Source organism: Ruegeria sp. CDSB029, assembly GCF_059611125.1.
This window is the reverse complement of the sequence record NZ_JBXWOX010000033.1, coordinates 12,819-29,877: the sequence shown is the minus strand read 5'-3', so window position 1 is coordinate 29,877 and position 17,059 is coordinate 12,819. Positions and strand designations below refer to the sequence as shown.

Genomic DNA, 17,059 nt, shown 5'->3' with positions numbered 1-17,059 from the left:
TCAGATGCGCTGACATTTGTGATTACGTCACCCCAGATCTTACTATTCGGCACAATGATGATCTGGTTGTCGAAGGTGCGAATTTTTGTCGATACAACCGACATCTCGTCAACAAAACCAGATGACCCGCCAACCTGAATGTAGTCTCCGGTATCGAATGGCTTTAAAACCATGATCATCAGACCGCTAGCGAGATTGCCCAGCGTTTCCTGAAGCGCAAAGCCAAGAATGAAAGACAAACCACCAAATATTGCAAACAAAGGAGTGACGTTCACACCAAACAAGGCAAGTACAACCAGAATGCCGAGAATAAAGACCGCCCAATACACTGCGGTCGCAATGAATTTCTTAAGCATCCGCGAAATTGTAGGTATTTTTTCAAGGCCGCGCTCAGTTAGACGACACACCACTTTGGCGACAAACAACATGACCCAAACAGCAGCCAAAACACCCAACCCAGCCAATAGAAGACCAGCACCTCCCTCCCAGGAAACCAACCATTGGAGAGCGTTATGAAATAGCGTCTGTATATCCGTTGTTTTAAGTACGCCAGTTTTGAGCGCTAAGACATAGTCGGTATGCGGTTTCAGGTCTTCTTCGGCGGCGCCCTTTAGGGCCCACTCGTTCAAGACCAGAGTGTAATTATCCAAAATTACAGTGCCAGTATCGTTTATCAAAGAAAGCTGTGATCTCAGGACATCTTCTTGCGCTTCGTTTCCGGCCTGAAGGCTAAGATTGATACGGGCAATTTCTTCAAGTTGGTTGCGGACATGGTCTTGCCAGGCAACAGCAATTTCCGAAAGCTCATCAGTCGTCAGCGGAACAAGCAGTATCTCCAGGTCACCGGCAGAAATTGATTTGTCGGCAACCTGAGTTAAGAGATCTTCTTGCTGTACCTCAGCAGGTTCCTGTTCACTCGCCGCTTTCTGTGCGTACGCTGGACCAGCGTTTGACGTCGAAACCGCCGCAGCAAAAAGCAAAATAACCAAACTGTAGATGTATCGCGCCATGACACTAAAGCTCCCACATAGAGACTGAAGAGATCGCAAGGAGACCGAAAAGGTCTGCCACTGCAAAATAGTTGGGGGCGACCCACTCACTTGCCGCCCCCGCCGTTCCGGCCAAAATGAAGCCCGAACGGAAACTGCTACCCGGCATGCATCAAAGATTGACCCTCAGTCTCAGTCCTAAGACCAGCGGGTCGTTCGCGTTTGATCCGGGGTTTTTCAGGTATTGCACGTCTGCCGTCAGCGCCAGATTGTCGGCCAGGTCCAGACGGTAGAAAGCTTCAAGTGTCGTTTGATTGGGCAATCCTGGTGTCGTCAGGTCGGCAACAGTGGCCGCTATGCCAAGGAGATCATCGTAGGTGCCAGGTCGCCACATCAAGCCTGCGTTGACTGCACGCCTAGCCAGCGCACCCCCGCCATTGGACCATCCCAGCCGTCCGAAGATCATTAGTTGGTTGTCGAATGTATGGTTGGCAGAAAGTGTGGCTCCATATGTTTCCGGTACGCCAACTTGTTGGCGCGCATCCGTGTGAAACATCCCCAGATGAACGTTTGTCAGAAATCGTTTTGATTTTTCGGGCGTCCAGCCGATCTCGGCGTATTTGTAGAATTCGCTACCTCCGGAAAACCACTCGATGTCTGTGAGAGACCCATTGGCATCGCTAACTACCCCTAACGCGTAAATCTGGTCCGTTAGATAGCCGCCGACGGTGACGCCAAAACCTGGATCGGGGATTGGCAGCACCGGGCTAAACAGGATCGAATAGTTCGAGAAGGTCGTTCGTGGGTTCACGTAACCCAGAATGTCGGAGTAGTCGCCCGGATCGATCCGACCCGCCACCACTCCTCCGCGTCCGTTTGCGAAGGCTTGTTGCCAGTAAGCTACCGACAAGGTCGTGTTTGTGTCCCCAAACGTGACCGCGGTTGCCCCTTGATATCCAATTTGCGCAGGCAACGCTGAAGGTGCAATGGGCTGGCCCAACCGGTGTCGGTTCTCCAGAATAAAGACAAGGCTACCCGGGTTTTCACCACCCCGGTTTGCCAATTCCCACGTCCCGATCATCCTGAGCTGACCGGATGCAGATTCGTCCTGCCCGGTCAGGCTGTGAGAACTGCGTTGGTATAGAGCCTGGTAATCAAAGCTGAGCGCCAATCCGGTGTTTTCCCGAAATCGACCCAAAGCGGTTTCGGTTGGATCAATGGCACGGTCCAAACTGGGCCAACGCGAATCTTCCAGCCGGCGCAACCTGTCTTGCTCCTGCTGCGCGCTGGCTGATCCCGGACCACCCAACGATACCTGGGCTGCGGCCTCCAGTTTCGCCTGAGCAGAAATTTCCTGGGCATCAGCAGCACCGCCAAATAGTGCAAAGGCGCTCAATAACGCAGTGGCAAGGGTCGGTCGTGGTGGAAGATACGATCTCTGGTGCGACAAACCTCCAATCACTTTACGTCATCCACAGCTTTGATTTCTGAAACACGTTCCAGCGCCACAGCCATGTCGGCGCTGCTCATCAATTCGACCATCTGGTAATCATCCAGCAAGCCGTCGCCGAGGCGGCTGACATAGAAGGCCTGGATAAAGGTAGGGTCATCTGGCAGGGAAACGGTGATGTAGTTCTTCCCGTTTCCAAGCCCCCAGTAATAGCTCAAAAGCTCTCCACCGAGCGCTTCGATCCCGCCCTTCACCGAGGCTGCGCGATCCCCCGGATTGGCGATCTGCATTTCCCAAGCGGTGCTATTGGACGTGCCAATGAACAGAAAGGTGCGCATGTTTCCGGGACGGTCTTGTGCAGAAACCGTCGAGGCCAGAGCGAGGAACGCCGTCGAGATCAGGTATTTCACTTTTGTTTACTCCCGGTGTTGAATTTGCCTTCTTGGACTTTGGAGCGCCGGGAAACGACTTTGCCGGTTGGAACCCAAGAACCTCAATGAACCCTCTTCCCGTCCATCCAGGTCTGCTCCACTTTGATCTCTGCGATTCGGTCGGCGGCTATGGCGCGGGGATTCTGGCCCAGGATCACGAAATCGGCTAGTTTGCCGACCTCAAGACTGCCGATCTCTTCTTCTGACAGGAGTTGAAAGGCCGGGACGCTGGTAATCGCCCGTAGAGCCATATCCACAGACGCTCTTTCGTGTTCGCCCAGCACTGTATCCGGGTCCGTAAACAAGGATCTTGTTACTGCGGCTTCTACCATTTCCAACGGAGAAAGAACCGAGACGGAATAGTCCGTGTGCAGAGAATAGGGCACACCGGCCTTCTCAAAGCTGCCGGTTCGATCCAGTTTCACCGCCTTTTCAGGGCCGAACACAGTGTCACGGAAGGCGGCACCCCAATAGAGAACGTGCGCGATCAAGAATGAACAAGAGATATCCAGCTCTTTGAGTTTGGCGATCTGGTCATCTTCGGTGATCGAACAATGTTCAATTCGGGGGCGCACGACATCGACACCGGCATCTCGGGCTTTCTGAACTGACGATATGATATTGTCGATGGCGGCATTTCCGTTGCCGTGCATGGCCATTTGGCCGCCACGTTTTGTGCCTTCGACAACTGCAGCGTCGATGTCTTTTTGACCCATATAGGCAAGACCAAGGTTGTCCGAGTTGAGGTAAGGTTCACGCTGCAATCCGGTGAAAGCTTGATTGGATCCGTCCGCGCTGATCTTCCAGCCGACGATACGGGACTTGTCATCGCCCTGACCGGGGCTTACCCCCGCTTGATCCCACATCACCAAGGCACCCCATTGGAGGTAGTTTCGGGTCCGCAAAGGGAAATCATCTCGCGCGGCGAGTTCCTCAAACACGTCCCAATCTTTCGGTGACGCTACGCCCGCAACCCCAAGAGTTGTCAGCCCCTGAGCATTCCATTCTTTCGCCAGCGCGACTGAACCTTCGATGCGATCATAGCTGTTATAGGGTTCAATAACGCCAAGCGCTCCGAACAACAGCGCGGATCCAGACAAGTTCCCGTCGGGACGACCGTCGTCGTAACGCCCGTATTGGGCACCCTCAGGATCCGGCGTGTCGTCAGTAACCCCCATCAAGTCCAGCATGACAGAGTTAACGGTCATCTTATGGCCACCCGCTTGCCAGATGACCATCGGCGTGTCTGGCGCAATAGCGTCCAAATGATCCCGGGTAACAAGGCCATCAGCGAAGGATTGCGTCGCCAGGTCGAGGTTTACAAACAATGCCCAATCAAAAGGCCCTTGGCCTTCCGTGGCTTCTTTCATGTACCCAAGCGCCTCTTCGACTGTGGAAAAACGGTCGATGCCCACATTGTCAAAGACAGAAGATGCGCCGCCGCCGACCGGGTGGGAATGTGCGTCAATGAATCCTGGAAGGACCGTGCTGCCAGCCAGATCAACAACCGTTGCCTTTTCCCCGGCTTCTGCCATCACATCCGCTTCAGCCCCGACCGCCAGAATGCGGTTGCCCTGAATGGCCATAGCCTCAGCCACCGAAAAACCGGCATCCATGGTCAAGACGTTGGCATTTGTGAAAATCGTTGTGTCTTGGGCGGCGGCCATCGAGCCGCAGAATACCACCAGTGAGCCAAGTGCGAGACGTTTCATGTTCTATCCTTTTTAAGATGCGTTCGTCGGGGGAAAACGCGGGGCGGACGAGCGAGACCGCCCCGCGCTCTCCTCAATCCAGCGTGTTCTTGTAGAATTTGCCGTCCTTCATGATGACACGGATGGTTTCAAAACCTTCTTCGCGCGGTTCCGCGTCAAACCATTTCGGCTGGGCCCCCAAGACAGAAAGATCTTCCAGCGGGTTGCCATCGACGATCAGGATATCGGCATAGGCGCCTGCTTCAATCACGCCCAGTTTCTCGGGGTAAGGATTGCGTTGTCCCGTCAATTGCGCCAGCTCGCCCCCCGCCGATGTGGCCGAAACCAGCATGGCATGATTTCCGAACCAGTCGGCAAACTGGTACTTTTCGAAATCGCGGTGGGCGCGGCCCTGATCGAGCGTTGAAAGTACTGTATCAACATTGTGCACAATCTTGGGCTTGTACTTCTTGACCAGTTCAATGAGATCTTTGCTTTGGTCCTGGGCAACCGCGAGTTTGATACCTGCTGGCGTGCCGGGCGCAAAGTTGGGGTGCTCAAACAGGATCGGTGAAAAGCCCGCGGTATTGAGCGACCAGATAATACCTTCATCTGCCATGCGCTTTACGGTTTCTTCGGTGACCATCTGGCCGTGGTCAATGACCTTCACTCCGGCATCGAGAGCCAGTTTAACAGTCTCGTCTGTATAGGCGTGTACGAACACATATGTGTCATAAAATGCGGCCGCGTCCACTGCGGCTTTGATCTCTTCCACGCTGTATCCAACGGACCAGAGGGGGTCCAATTCAGAGGAAACACCACCGCCAACCGTAAGCTTGATCTGCGTGGCGCCGAAGCTGAGGTTTCTGCGCGCGGCTGCTCTGATTTCGTCTACGCCGTCCGCGACGACCGCGAGATTAAGTTCCTCGACCTGTGTGACGGGGCCACCTTCAGCGCGCGCACGGGGGCTGCGCCAGTCCGTGTGACCGGATTGCGGACCGATGCAGGCACCGCTTGGGTAAACCCGCGGTCCGACGACTATGTCCTGATCGATTAGTTTCTTCATCGCATCGCCTTGACCACAGGCATCGCGAACCGTCGTGTACCCATCCATGAGGTAGTCACGCGCGTTCGCAGCTGCCATTGCGCCAATACCATCCCAATTGGCATATTCCGCGCCACCAAAGCTTGTGAACAGACCGGTCAGGTTCAGGTGAACGTGGCTGTCGATCAGCCCGGGCATCAGCGTGCGTCCGCCGCCATCAATCAAGGTTGCGTCCGGCGCGTCGATGGCATCGGTCGAAACTTCCTTAATCAGGTTTCCCTCGACCAAAACACTGGCATTTTCGATCCGCGCTTCGTTCACACCGTCAAAAACATGGACGTTGGTGAACAGTGTTTGAGGCAAAGCGTCCTGCGCAAACGAAACGCTCGCCGCGAATACGAACGCGCTTGCCGTCACTGTAATCTGTTTAAGCTGTTTCATCGAGTTGCCTTTCTTTAAGTGTTTTGGGTGCGCGGGATGCCGAGGTAACTTCACCCCGCGCGACACTCAGTCGAGTGTGTTCTTGTAGATCACGCCGTCTTTCATGATCAGATCGAAGTTGTTCTCGTAGTCGGTCATGATCAGGGCATCCTCGACCGGGTTTCCTTCGACGAGCAAAATGTCCGCATAGGCCCCTTCTGTAATCACGCCGAGTGGACCTGCGGGATAGGGGTTGAGTTGACCTGACAGGGCAAGCAATTCACCGGCCTTAGACGTAGCCTGCAAAAGAACTTCGTAAGAAGACCACTCTTCGAGTCGATACTTGAATTCATCGTTCTGTTTGGTGAGGGCCGCAGGGTCCCCAATAATATCGGTGGAAAAGACGACCTTTTCGATGCCAAATTCCTTCAGCAACTTCATCTGGTTTCTGGCTCCGGCCTGAACTGCAAGAAATTTGGGAGCAGCGAGTGGGCCAAGCACCTTCGTGACAACCTCCTCATCCAGCCCCAGAAGCGAATAGTAGGGCACGACCCAGACATCCGCGTCCTTGATCGCCTGCGCGCCCACTTCAGTCATCAATTGCGCATGGTCGATGCTCAGGACACCCGCTTCGATGGACCGCAGAATGCTCTCGTCATTGTAGACGTGGACAAGGACGTAGGTATCCCAGTCCGCCGCAGCCTGCACTGCCGCCTCTAGTTCTTCGGGCAAGTACTGAACCGTGTGCAGCGGATCCACACTGGAGGATACGCCACCGCCCGCCATGACTTTGATTTGCGATGCGCCGAGGCGAAGCGCTTCGCGCGTTGCGCGCAGAACTTCCGGGACACCGTCGGCGAGAAACTCAAGATGCTGATTGAAGAACGACGGCGAGGACCCTTCGAAGTTGGGGTGCGGTTCCGTGTAGTGCCTATGCTCGCCATGCCCGGAGGTCTGCGAGATCACGGGGCCGGACGGATAGATACGGGGGCCGACGGCCTTGCCCCGGTCTATGGCTTTCTGAAGCCCGATTGCCGGCCCACCCGCATCGCGTACGGAGGTGAAGCCGCGCAACAGCATCTTTTCGGCCTCGATGGTGGAAACGGCGCCCCAGTACATCCAGTCGAAATTGTCCCTGAGGTCTGCAATCGGTTCGGTGATTGCCATGTGAACATGGGCGTCGATCAGTCCGGGCATCAGCGTGCGCCCACCACCGTCGATGATTTGCGCATTGGCGACGGCAAGCGGCTCAGTCGAGACCTCGGCGATCAGGTTATCGACGACCAGAACATTTGCGTTCTCGATCCGCGCCTCGTTCACCCCGTCAAAGACATGAACATTTGTGAAAAGGATCGGGAAGTTCTCTTCCTGTGAGACAGCATGGGTTGGAAACAAATGACTCGCAAACAATACGGCGGGCGCCACTACACGCATCAGGCAACTGTTCATCAGGGCTCCTATCAACAAGAATCGCAAAAGGCACAATTAGGAGTCATTATAGAATTCGAATAACTTGATGCCTGACAGATTTCCGGTTCTAGAAAAATAGTTTTGGGAAACTGCAAGGTTTCATATTTTTTTTGTGGGAATTTCCTACACTCGGGAATATTGCGAATTTCTGGAGAAGAGATGACAAGAAGACTTGGTAATAACACGGATCAGTCGCTGCCACTCGTCAGGGCTTCAGTTGCGGGTCCGGTTGTCGCAGCGCTTCGCAGCGTGGGGGTCGAACCCGCGTTTGTTCTTGATCCTCTGGGGTTGAACGAAGCGCAGGTAATGGACCCGAAGAATTTCCTGCGCCACGATACCGTCTACCATATCTATCAGGCCGTGGCAGAAGCCACTGCAAAGGATTTTTGCGCACGGGTCGGGCAATCCGTTGACCTTGTCAAATTACTCCCGCTCGGCGATATGCTGGCAGAAGCCCTTACATTGGGAGACTTCTTTACCAGATACACTCAAGCGGTTTCCAAGGAATCCAATGCTGTTACGCAATCCCTCTTTGTCGAAGGAGAGCACGCATACTTCAGTGCCAAAAGGAACTTCCAGATTTCGGTTTCTCCTAGCCAAATCGATGCGTTTCTGACGAGTATTTGGATATCCCTGTTGCACCGTGTCCTGGATTTCAGGTGGGACCCCAACCAGGTCATTCTTCGCGTCAGTGACCCGGATGCGCTGCCCGGTCAGTTTCACGGCGTTCGGGCTATCAAGTGCAATCCTCAAGGTTTTTCGATCAGGTTTCCCTCCAGCTGGTTAAATTACAGATTACGACCAGAGGCACTGGAGAACCCGCCAGACTACAGGGTTATGGATGAGGATCTGGCCGCCCCGCAGGATTTCCTTGCGGGACTGGAAGGCCTGATCAGGGTCCATCTTGCGGATTCAGGATTTGGTGTGGATGAGCTTGCGGACCTTTGCGGTTTTCATCAGGAAACACTGAACAACCGGCTGAAACCTTACGGTCAAACGGCGTCCCAAGTGATCGCGCGCATTAAGCAGGAAGAAGCCGAACGCCTGCTAGCAAATGACAACAAATCCGTCGGCGAGACAGCGCAACGGCTCGGCTATGCCGACCCAACAGCTTTCTCTAGAGCTTTCCGTAAATGGACGGGCCTATCTCCAGCAGCCTACAAGAAATCAAACCGGAAGGACTAGCATTGCTCCTGAACATCGCCATCGGTCTTCTATCTGCATTTTTTCTCTTTGCTTCATCCATCAAGATTTTTGGGTGGCAAAAGAAGGTCTTTGAAATCCAGTTGGGCATGTTCGAAAGCTACGGCCTCAACAGGCAGATCATGTTCCTCGTCGGATGCGGAGAACTTTTCGGGGCATTCGCCATCTGGTTTCAATCGTCGTGGATAGGGCCACTAGGAGCACTTGCGTTGCTCTGCACATCTTTCGGAGCGATATTCTGCCATTTAGTGTTCGATACTTGGAAGCAGGGCATACCAGCGATGATAACAGGGACGCTTGCGGCTCTTGTTTTAAACGCTGGGTATTCAAAGCTTCTAAACGTACTGTAACAACAGTCACCCGACCGATACCGGGTAACCTCAGGACAGCGATGGAACGTCCACGACGGGCCTTTATTCTCGACTTTGCAAAGTCCGCTTTCTGCGCATTTCTGACGTCTACAGCCGGGAGACCCGACAGGGCCAAGGGCAGTCAGCCTCTTTTTTACGGTTCCTTGTATCTACCCGCCCATTTACTTGGCGATTAAAACAAGGAGACCTGCAAAATGACTTATCTGAAACTATCGGAAATCGAAGATTCCATTGCGCATTTGGACCACTGCTCTAGCCGATGGTGGAAAGCAGCTCAGGCCCTTACAGGGCGTCGAATGGTCGAACTATTGGAGGAAATGGGAGATCGTTGGAATCCCAACAACTCAGGACTGGGCAGTGATGGTATCGACATTGAACAAATCATTGCTGATTCCATGAAGTCGTGAAATCACATCCCCAAACGGCTATAATATGAAACGTCTTTCTTTGCTTGGGCGAACGCTGCCCAAGCTTTCATCAACCCAAGTGCAGCCGTACGATTCACCTGATTGTTAACTAGAACCTTATGGCCCATTGAAGCCCGCAGGGCTTCCCCCAGATGTCTGTTAATGAGGCTTGTTAGTACAAACCCCATCCCGAACAGCCCCATGAATAAACGGCTCATTTCTTGCCCCGCAAAAGTTCAACAGAGTGGGCAAAAATAGCAAGCAAAGCTCCCTGTTGGCGCACCACTTTTGCCAATTCCGTAGCGATCAATTCTTGCTGCGCGTGTTGCTCACGAAAGTACGTCTCAAAAGCTCTCTTAATTTCAAAGTATTCTTCGGTCTCAATCGTAGATTTTTTTATCATATTTGGCCTCCTTGACCTGCTTTTCAGGTGTGCAGAAGGAGACGCAGCGCAACCCATCGTTAATATTTCCGAAACCCTGCATGATACTCAGGATCAGGCCTCGGCAGATTAGTAACCTCGCCGTACTTCTTCAGAGCGCGGGCAAGCACAGCACCTTGAGCCTTCACGACAATCTCTGCTGCGCCCTTTTGATCTACTGGCTCCTTGAAGCGTCGATAGGCGATATGCGCCTCTCTCATCGTCTCAAAAGCTGCCGCATCATGGAGCTGGCGTAATCCATGATCACCAATCACCAGCCTGATTAACAATCGTTGAATACCCTCTTTCCTTGTCATGCAATGGCCCTCTTACCCCCTAGGCACCGATTGCTCCTTTTGACCCTTTGTTCCCATTATCCACACGACGCATTTGCTTTTTTCGGATTTCCGACAATTTAGAATTCAGAAGCCTGAATAAGGGGAGCAAGTGGGACCATTCACCCCCCGAGGGGGCGACTGGACACTTGCAAAGGGGAGGAAACCTCCCCCTTGACCCCCGAGGGCCACATTTAAAGAAAGGATTTCTTAATGGACCCTAAAGACCCTGAGACCCCGCTGGACCCTGTAGCCCGCAGACCCCGCCAGTTCAAAATGCGACTGACCGAGGACGAGGCCAACCAGCTCAAGACTACCGCCCACAAGCACGAGCTGACACAGGCTGATTACGTCCGAAAAGTGGTTTTCGGAAATACAGCACACGGCCTGCCTAATGCCACCAAGTTACAGGACATCGCCGCGAAGTTGGCCGGGATCGGCAACAACATTAATCAGGCGATGGCCGCAGTAAAAACCGCCCAGAAAGACGGCACCCTGAACGCTGATCAGTTCGATGCAATGTACAAGATCATTGCCGAAGCCCGCCGCATCTGGCTTGAGCCATTGGGCGAGCTGAGAGGCCAGCTCGGCAAACTCAAGTGATCATCAAGACCGGCACCATATCTGCGGGTGATGGCAGCCGCATTTGCGCCTATGCCATCCGGCAGGATGAAAACGAACGAGTCCAGGTATTGAAAGACTCGTCCGCTGAACTTCTGGTTGCTGATGAATTTGCAGAAGCCAAAGGCCGAAAAAACGGACTTTTACATGTCATCATCAGCCCTGATAAAGAACTGACACCCGACGAGCTGGGCGCGACCGTGTCGGCGATCCGCGAGGAATTCGGTTTCAATCATGATGATCCTGAAACGTTGGCGATGCACGAAAGCAAGCGTGCCGATGGATCGACCCAACAGCACTATCATTTGATCCGTCCAGCCGCAGATTGCCAGACTGGGAAGACCTACAAGCTTTTCAGGTCCAAATGCAAAGACGAGGCCGTCAGCCGACGCATGGAGCTTGAGATGGGCCATAAGATCACGTCTGGCGCTCACAACCAGTTTTCAGAAATGCGCCTACGCGAGCAAGGTCACGACGAGCTGGCAGACAGGCTGGCCGCAGCTCTGGGGGAAGACAAACCCCGCGCCGCGTACAGCCACGACGAATACCAGCAAGCGAAGCGAAACGACTTCGACCTGCCTGCCCTTCGCCAAAGCCTCAAGGAGCTGGCTGAGCTGGACCGTTCAGATCAGCCGAAAGCACTAGCCGAACTGATCGACCGTCAAGGCTTGGAGCTGGCCGACGCTATTCAGGATGGCAGAGGCCGTAGCCGGATCAACATCGAGCTCGGCGGCGACCTGAAGCCCCACAACGCAAACCGCACTTTGCGAGTTAAAGCCGCAGACGTGGCCAAATTCATTGAGAAAACAAGGAAGAAACTGCATGACCTCAGATCCGACAAAGAACCATGTCTCGCAATTGAGCGAGGCCCCGCTTCGGGATCTACTCTTGGTGATCATCTCGGGACAGGAAAAGATTCACCAGAGCAACCAAGAAATGATCCGTCGCCAAAACGCGCTGTTGAAGGTGCTGGCGGCGATAGCCAAGACCTAACAAGTGAAGCGGTCGAGCTCGCGGTTGCCGCTAAATACCTAAAATCAGAAACCCGACAGTTCGCAGCCAACAGGAGTAGCGATCTGACTGCTGCCGATCTGGATGCACCGCCTGATGTCAATGATCCCTACATATTGAAGAAGCTGGCGGAAATTCTGAAGCGACAGATGGCCAAGGCCAACGCTATTATGTCGCTCGCGTTTCGTTTTGCTGCCGCTGATAGGTGAGGGGTCTTGGATGCATGCCAAGATACCAGTGCTCCCGCACTAGATGATTCTATTTGTGTTCATATTCAACTATCACCACAAGAAAATCGAACCCAAGCTGCAAACCGTTTCATGCGACTAGACGCAATGGAATCGGGTTCTGTTTTTTTGAATAACGCACAAAAAACCGCACAAAAAATTTCGGGCAGGCAAATACAAACGCGTCTAAGTGTTTGATTTTAATGGCAGGGGCAGCAGGGTTCGAACCCGCGACCTACGGTTTTGGAGACCGTCGCTCTACCAACTGAGCTATACCCCTAAGGTGCGCTTCAAATATGCCAGCCGCGCAGCGGACTCAAGAGGCTTTTTTAGATTCCGCGCGACTAATGCATCCGACAAACAAGTTGCGTGCAGCGTTTAGATCTATAAGACACGGTTTGGTCAGTACGAGGGACCCAATCCGTGAGTATCCGCAAAAAGATCGCCGACAGCGAAGCCGTTTTGAACTGGGCCGCGCGCCGCATCGCAAGTTATATCCGGATGGTCAATCGCAACACCAAATGGCAGCGCATCGGATACGAAGAACTGGACCAACTGGCCGAACAAGGTGAGCCGGTGATCGTGGTGCTGTGGCACCAAAGGCTGGCGCAGTCGCCGTATTTCTTCCCGCTGGACAAAGGGCGCATCTGCTCGATTACTTCGTCTGCGCGGGCCGGCAGTATGGTAGGTCGGGTGCAGAAACTATTCGGCATGGACACCATCGCCATGGCCAGCAAACACAAGAGCAACGTTGCCGTCTCGCGAGAGGTGATCGGTAAGATCAAACAAGGGATTTCCATCGGCATCGCTGCTGACGGACCACGTGGGCCTGAGCGTGTGCTTTCCACGGTGCCATTGGTTTGGGCGCGCACATCTGGCAAACGAATCTTCGGGATCACCTTTTCTGCACATTATGGCAGCGAAGCGGGTACATGGGATCGTCTTTTGATGCCCCGCCCCTGGCGAAACAAGGGAGTCTTTCTGTGCCGCGAGTGGACCGAGACCGTGCCTCGCAAAGCATCCGAAGAGAAAATCGAGGAGCTGCGCCAAAGCCTTGAGCAGCATATGAACGATATCACTGCTGAAGCCGACCGCATGGTCGGGCGCGAACCGTGGTCGCCAGAGGCCTAACCGCCCCTTAACCGCTGCATCAGGTAAACTTCGCTGCCTTCAGGGATTGGCTCGGTCAACCCTGTGGCGATAACGCGGCCATCAATTGCAATAGACACCCCGGCATCAATAGTGCCTTGAAGCTGTGGGTGGGCGAGCACCAATGCGCGTAACAGATCTCCGGTCGTCTTGGCTTCAACCTCGACGACCTGCTGGCCCCCGGTCAATGACCGGAGGCCGGACCAGAGATGAACCTCAACCATCGTCCTTGAGCGCGGCCAGAATACGCGGCGGCGACATCGGCAACTGACGCATGCGCACGCCAGCCGCATGGGACACGGCGTTGGCAATGGCGGCCAGAGGCGGCACGATACCGGTCTCGCCGACGCCTCGTACACCGAAGGGGTGACCGGGGTTGGGCACTTCGACAATCACCGTGTCGATCATCGGCAGGTCACTGGCGACGGGGATGCGATAGTCGAGGAAGATCGAGTTCTGCAGGCGACCGTCATCGCCGTAGATATACTCTTCGTTCAGCGCCCAGCCGATGCCTTGCGCGGCACCGCCCTGATACTGCCCTTCCACATATGTCGGGTGAATCGCCTTCCCGGCATCCTGAATGACCGTGTAGCGGGTGATCGCGGTTTTGCCGGTTTCCGGATCAACCTCGGCATCGACGATATGGGTGCCAAAGGACACACCCGCGCCTTCAGGGGTCGCCTCAAAGTGGCCCGAGATCGGACCGCCAGTCGAACCCATATGGGCCGTGATATCGGCCAGCGGGCGTGGATCGAAGTCACCGGCGTTGGGGCCAGAGGGCACCGCACAGCCGTTTTCCCATTTGACTGCGTCCGTCGGAATTCCCCAGCTGGCCGCCGCACGTTCGCACAGTTTTTCGACCGCGTGTTTGGCCGCTTTAATGGTGGCCAGGCCGGAGGCGTAGGTCACGCGAGAGCCGTGGCTGACGTCGTTGTACCCTAGCGTCGCTGTGTCGGCGATGGTCACCCGGATGTTTTCGTAGGGAATACCCAGAACCTCAGCCGCCATCAGCGCCATAGATGCACGCGAACCGCCGATATCGGGCGTACCAACCATCAACTGGGCCGAGCCGTCCTCAGACAGAGATAGAGACACCGAGGTCTCTCCACCGTGGTTGAACCAGAACCCACAGGAAATCCCTCGTCCCTGCCCCGGTTTCAGCGGTGCTGAATAGTGCGGATGCGCCTTGGCGGCTTCCAACGTCTCAACCAGACCGATGCGTTCATAACGCGGGCCGTAGCTGGCCTTTGTGCCTTCATACGCCGCATTTTTCAGGCGTACATCGACAGGATCAAGGTCCAGCTTTTTGCACAGCTCATCAATCACCGACTCAACGGCAAATGCCCCCATTGGTGCACCGGGTGCACGGTAGGCTGCCTGTTTCGGTCGGTTGGCCATAACGTCATAGCCAACCTGTTTGACGTTGGTCAGATTGTAAGGCGCAAAGGCACACATGGCGGTCATATCGCCCGGCGCGCCCGGAAACGCGCCACCTTGCAGGCGGAACACGCCCTGCGCGGCCGAGATGGTACCGTCCTTCTTCATGCCGATCTTGATGTCCATCGACGCCGAGGCCGTCGGGCCAGTTGCCCGGAACACTTCGGACCGGGTCATCACGAGTTTGACCGGGCGGTTGGCCTTTCGGCTTAGCGCCAGTGCAACGGGTTCAATGAACACAGTCGTCTTGCCACCAAAGCCGCCACCAATCTCAGACGCAGTCACGCGCAGCTGTGCGGTCTCAATCCCCAACAGCGCTGCACAGGTTTTCTGCGCGATCCAGTGGCCTTGGGTCGTGCACCACAGCTCACCCTTGCCATCATTGCCCAGCATACCCAGGCAGGCATGCGGTTCGATGTAACCCTGATGGGTCGCCTCAGTGACAAAGCTGTCTTCGATGATCAGATCAGCTTCGGCAAACCCGGCCTCGACATCGCCATGACCACTTTCGTGGTACCGCACGACATTGGGGTGCATGCCCTCGGGCACCGAATAATCCGCGGCACCTTCACGAATGACCGGAGCATCCGAGGCCATCGCTTTGTCCACATCGGTGACGTGGGGCAGCACCTCGTATTCAACCTTGATCAGCTTGAGCGCATCGCGCGCCGCCAGTGCCGAAGTGGCCGCAATGGCTGCTACAGCGTGGCCGTCATACAGAGCCTTTTCGCCTGCCATGACGTTTTCCAGAACGTTCCAGAATTCGCCCTCCAGTCCCGGTTTAAACGGGACGTGCGCAAAATCCGCGCGGGTCACGACGGCTTTGACATCTTTATGCGCCTCGGCTTTCGTCGTGTCGATTTTCACGATCCGCGCATGGGCGTGAGGCGAGCGCAGGATCGCGCCGTGCAGCATACCAGGTGCCGACATATCGGCCCCGAACTTGGCGCGGCCCGTAACCTTGTCCAACCCATCGGGACGGTTCGGTCGCGTGCCAACAAAAGTGAATTCAGATTTGCGATCGTCGAGTGCCATTACGAAGCCTCCCGCAGTTCTTCGGCTGTTTCCATCACAGCGCGAATGATCTTGTCATAACCGGTGCAGCGGCACAGGTTCCCTGCCAGCCAGTACCGGGTTTCTTCTTCTGTCGGGTTGGGGTTCTTTTCCAACAGAGACTTGGCCGCGACCAGAATGCCCGGTGTGCAGATGCCGCACTGAAGCGCGGCGTGTTCGATAAACTTCTGTTGCAGCGGGTGCAGAACGTCGCCATCCGCGATGCCCTCGACCGTTTCGATCTGCTTGCCATCGGCCTCGACGCCCAGCATCAGGCAGGAACAGACCAGGCGCCCGTCGACCGAGACGGAACACGCGCCGCAGTCACCAGTACCACAGCCTTCTTTCGCGCCGGTCAGGTTCAGCTTGTCGCGCAGACAGTCTAGCAGGGTTTCGCGCGGGTCGCAGAGGTATTCAACCGAGTCGCCGTTTACAGTGGTGGATACGTGGAACTTGCTCATGCTTGTTCTCCCTTCGCACGGGCATAGGCGATTTTCGCGGCGCGCTTGGCCAGAACGCCAGCGACCTCGGTGCGGAACGCGATGGTGCCGCGCTTGTCGTCAATCGGGTTGCACGCAGCGGATGCCGCAGCAGCCAGCGCATCAAGCGCGGCGTCGTCCAGTGTACTGCCGATGATGGCCTTGGCACAGTCTTCGACCAGCAGAACGGTCGGGGCGACGGCACCCAGCGATACGCGGGCTTCGGTGACAGTGTCGCCGTCCAAACGAAGGTTTACACCCACGCCAACGACGGCAATGTCCATTTCGGTCCGTGGTATGAACCGCAGATAGGCGTCGCCACCATCCTCACCCCGTGCGGGAATGTGCACGGCCGAGACCAGCTCACCCTTGGACAGCGACGTTTTGCCGGGGCCGGTCGGAATTTCTTCGACAGCAACTTCGCGATCACCACTTGGGCCTGTCACGGTAACGGTCACTCCGGCGGCGACCATAGCAGGCACAGAATCGGCCGCAGGAGAGCCATTGCACAAGTTCCCGGTCAGCGTTGCGCGCCCCTGCACTTGGGTTGATCCGATCAGGTCCATCGCCTCAACTACGCCGGGCCAATCGCGGCCCAATTCGGAATGTTCGCTCATCTCGGCACCGGTGGCAGCGACCCCCAGCGTCCAGCTGCCATCGGCATTGCTGTTGATGTCGCTCACGCCATCAATCTTTTTGATGTCGATCAGCGTGTCGGGTGTCACCAGTTCCGAGCGCAGCTGCACCAGTACATCGGTGCCTCCTGCAAGAAACCGGGTAATGCCCGTCGCGTTCGCGGCCAAAGCCGACGCCTCGGCAAAGCTGGCGGGGCTGTGATAATCCATGAAA

General features: G+C 55.4%; 18 protein-coding genes and 1 tRNA gene. 6 read left to right on the top strand and 13 right to left on the bottom strand.

Features of this window, described 5'->3' with window-relative positions:
- From AC2FI8_RS23180 to AC2FI8_RS23155, 6 genes are all read right to left on the bottom strand, one after another.
- The coding region (locus AC2FI8_RS23180) for a mechanosensitive ion channel family protein (protein WP_496781114.1) at nt 1–1,010 on the bottom strand (1,010 nt) is incomplete at its 3' end.
- Nucleotides 1,011–1,161: 151 nt separating this feature from the next.
- A complete protein-coding gene (locus AC2FI8_RS23175; protein WP_496781113.1) occupies nt 1,162–2,385 on the bottom strand; it encodes a carbohydrate porin in 1,224 nt (407 codons plus the stop codon).
- A gap of 62 nt (nt 2,386–2,447) precedes the next feature.
- Entirely contained in the window at nt 2,448–2,849 is a 402-nt protein-coding gene (locus AC2FI8_RS23170; protein ID WP_281973889.1) for a hypothetical protein, read from the bottom strand.
- Nucleotides 2,850–2,932: 83 nt separating this feature from the next.
- The gene (locus AC2FI8_RS23165) at nt 2,933–4,582 is read right to left on the bottom strand and encodes an amidohydrolase (protein WP_281973888.1); all 1,650 of its coding nucleotides are present in this window, start codon (nt 4,580–4,582) and stop codon (nt 2,933–2,935) included.
- 73 nt (nt 4,583–4,655) lie between these two features.
- Nucleotides 4,656–6,047: a metal-dependent hydrolase family protein gene (locus AC2FI8_RS23160; RefSeq protein WP_281973887.1), complete on the bottom strand. Its 1,392-nt coding sequence runs from the start codon at nt 6,045–6,047 to the stop codon at nt 4,656–4,658.
- A gap of 66 nt (nt 6,048–6,113) precedes the next feature.
- On the bottom strand, nt 6,114–7,475 hold the full coding sequence (locus tag AC2FI8_RS23155) for a metal-dependent hydrolase family protein (protein ID WP_281973886.1): 1,362 nt from the start codon (nt 7,473–7,475) through the stop codon (nt 6,114–6,116).
- A 102-nt stretch (nt 7,476–7,577) separates the two neighbouring features.
- Between AC2FI8_RS23155 and AC2FI8_RS23150 the strand changes: the two genes are divergently transcribed.
- The 3 genes from AC2FI8_RS23150 (at nt 7,578) to AC2FI8_RS23140 (ending at nt 9,477) form a co-directional block, all read left to right on the top strand.
- Nucleotides 7,578–8,681, top strand: coding sequence for a helix-turn-helix domain-containing protein (locus AC2FI8_RS23150; protein ID WP_496781112.1), 1,104 nt, complete (start codon nt 7,578–7,580; stop codon nt 8,679–8,681).
- On the top strand, nt 8,630–9,049 hold the full coding sequence (locus AC2FI8_RS23145; protein WP_496781111.1) for a DoxX family protein: 420 nt from the start codon (nt 8,630–8,632) through the stop codon (nt 9,047–9,049). The genes AC2FI8_RS23150 and AC2FI8_RS23145 overlap by 52 nt, the downstream gene beginning before the upstream one ends.
- A gap of 215 nt (nt 9,050–9,264) precedes the next feature.
- Entirely contained in the window at nt 9,265–9,477 is a 213-nt protein-coding gene (locus AC2FI8_RS23140) for a hypothetical protein (protein WP_170810340.1), read from the top strand.
- A gap of 214 nt (nt 9,478–9,691) precedes the next feature.
- Here AC2FI8_RS23140 and AC2FI8_RS23135 read toward each other — a convergent pair whose 3' ends face one another.
- Both AC2FI8_RS23135 and AC2FI8_RS23130 read right to left on the bottom strand, forming a co-directional pair.
- Nucleotides 9,692–9,880, bottom strand: a complete 189-nt coding sequence (locus AC2FI8_RS23135; protein WP_170810342.1) for a hypothetical protein — start codon at nt 9,878–9,880, stop codon at nt 9,692–9,694.
- 59 nt (nt 9,881–9,939) lie between these two features.
- Nucleotides 9,940–10,215, bottom strand: a complete 276-nt coding sequence (locus AC2FI8_RS23130) for a hypothetical protein (RefSeq protein ID WP_496781110.1) — start codon at nt 10,213–10,215, stop codon at nt 9,940–9,942.
- Between the two features lie 231 nt (nt 10,216–10,446).
- Between AC2FI8_RS23130 and AC2FI8_RS23125 the strand changes: the two genes are divergently transcribed.
- Nucleotides 10,447–10,836 carry a plasmid mobilization protein gene (locus tag AC2FI8_RS23125; RefSeq protein WP_170810344.1) on the top strand — a complete coding sequence of 130 codons (390 nt, stop codon included), beginning with the start codon at nt 10,447–10,449 and terminating at the stop codon, nt 10,834–10,836.
- Nucleotides 10,833–12,074 (top strand): hypothetical protein, encoded by a 1,242-nt coding sequence (locus AC2FI8_RS23120; protein WP_496781109.1) that lies wholly within the window; start codon nt 10,833–10,835, stop codon nt 12,072–12,074. The genes AC2FI8_RS23125 and AC2FI8_RS23120 overlap by 4 nt, the downstream gene beginning before the upstream one ends.
- A 222-nt stretch (nt 12,075–12,296) precedes the next feature.
- On the opposite strand, the gene AC2FI8_RS23115 is transcribed toward AC2FI8_RS23120, so the two are convergent.
- Nucleotides 12,297–12,372, bottom strand: a tRNA-Trp gene (locus tag AC2FI8_RS23115).
- Between the two features lie 143 nt (nt 12,373–12,515).
- Here AC2FI8_RS23115 and AC2FI8_RS23110 point away from each other — a divergent pair.
- The gene (locus AC2FI8_RS23110; protein WP_496696472.1) at nt 12,516–13,223 is read left to right on the top strand and encodes a lysophospholipid acyltransferase family protein; all 708 of its coding nucleotides are present in this window, start codon (nt 12,516–12,518) and stop codon (nt 13,221–13,223) included.
- Here the strand turns inward: AC2FI8_RS23110 and AC2FI8_RS23105 are convergent.
- From AC2FI8_RS23105 to AC2FI8_RS23090, 4 genes are read right to left on the bottom strand one after another with little or no spacing between them, the layout of a single operon-like run.
- Complete coding sequence (locus tag AC2FI8_RS23105; protein WP_496781108.1) at nt 13,220–13,465, bottom strand: MoaD/ThiS family protein; 246 nt, start codon at nt 13,463–13,465, stop codon at nt 13,220–13,222. The genes AC2FI8_RS23110 and AC2FI8_RS23105 overlap by 4 nt on opposite strands.
- On the bottom strand, nt 13,458–15,713 hold the full coding sequence (locus AC2FI8_RS23100) for a xanthine dehydrogenase family protein molybdopterin-binding subunit (protein ID WP_496781107.1): 2,256 nt from the start codon (nt 15,711–15,713) through the stop codon (nt 13,458–13,460). Before AC2FI8_RS23100 ends, AC2FI8_RS23105 begins: the two co-directional genes overlap by 8 nt.
- A complete protein-coding gene (locus AC2FI8_RS23095) occupies nt 15,713–16,192 on the bottom strand; it encodes a (2Fe-2S)-binding protein (protein WP_058278395.1) in 480 nt (159 codons plus the stop codon). The genes AC2FI8_RS23100 and AC2FI8_RS23095 overlap by 1 nt, the downstream gene beginning before the upstream one ends.
- Nucleotides 16,189–17,055: an FAD binding domain-containing protein gene (locus AC2FI8_RS23090; protein WP_496781106.1), complete on the bottom strand. Its 867-nt coding sequence runs from the start codon at nt 17,053–17,055 to the stop codon at nt 16,189–16,191. Before AC2FI8_RS23090 ends, AC2FI8_RS23095 begins: the two co-directional genes overlap by 4 nt.
- Nucleotides 17,056–17,059: the final 4 nt, after the last annotated feature.

What these genes read in the sequence shown, in the direction of transcription:
- AC2FI8_RS23165 (WP_281973888.1), bottom strand. Translation starts at nt 4,582, where the DNA reads ATGAAACGTCTCGCACTTGGCTCACTGGTGGTATTCTGCGGCTCGATG.
- AC2FI8_RS23160 (WP_281973887.1), bottom strand. Translation starts at nt 6,047, where the DNA reads ATGAAACAGCTTAAACAGATTACAGTGACGGCAAGCGCGTTCGTATTC.
- AC2FI8_RS23155 (WP_281973886.1), bottom strand. Translation starts at nt 7,475, where the DNA reads ATGAACAGTTGCCTGATGCGTGTAGTGGCGCCCGCCGTATTGTTTGCG.
- AC2FI8_RS23145 (WP_496781111.1), top strand. Translation starts at nt 8,630, where the DNA reads ATGGACGGGCCTATCTCCAGCAGCCTACAAGAAATCAAACCGGAAGGA.
- AC2FI8_RS23140 (WP_170810340.1), top strand. Translation starts at nt 9,265, where the DNA reads ATGACTTATCTGAAACTATCGGAAATCGAAGATTCCATTGCGCATTTG.
- AC2FI8_RS23135 (WP_170810342.1), bottom strand. Translation starts at nt 9,880, where the DNA reads ATGATAAAAAAATCTACGATTGAGACCGAAGAATACTTTGAAATTAAG.
- AC2FI8_RS23130 (WP_496781110.1), bottom strand. Translation starts at nt 10,215, where the DNA reads ATGACAAGGAAAGAGGGTATTCAACGATTGTTAATCAGGCTGGTGATT.
- AC2FI8_RS23125 (WP_170810344.1), top strand. Translation starts at nt 10,447, where the DNA reads ATGGACCCTAAAGACCCTGAGACCCCGCTGGACCCTGTAGCCCGCAGA.
- AC2FI8_RS23105 (WP_496781108.1), bottom strand. Translation starts at nt 13,465, where the DNA reads ATGGTTGAGGTTCATCTCTGGTCCGGCCTCCGGTCATTGACCGGGGGC.
- AC2FI8_RS23100 (WP_496781107.1), bottom strand. Translation starts at nt 15,713, where the DNA reads ATGGCACTCGACGATCGCAAATCTGAATTCACTTTTGTTGGCACGCGA.
- AC2FI8_RS23095 (WP_058278395.1), bottom strand. Translation starts at nt 16,192, where the DNA reads ATGAGCAAGTTCCACGTATCCACCACTGTAAACGGCGACTCGGTTGAA.
- AC2FI8_RS23090 (WP_496781106.1), bottom strand. Translation starts at nt 17,055, where the DNA reads ATGGATTATCACAGCCCCGCCAGCTTTGCCGAGGCGTCGGCTTTGGCC.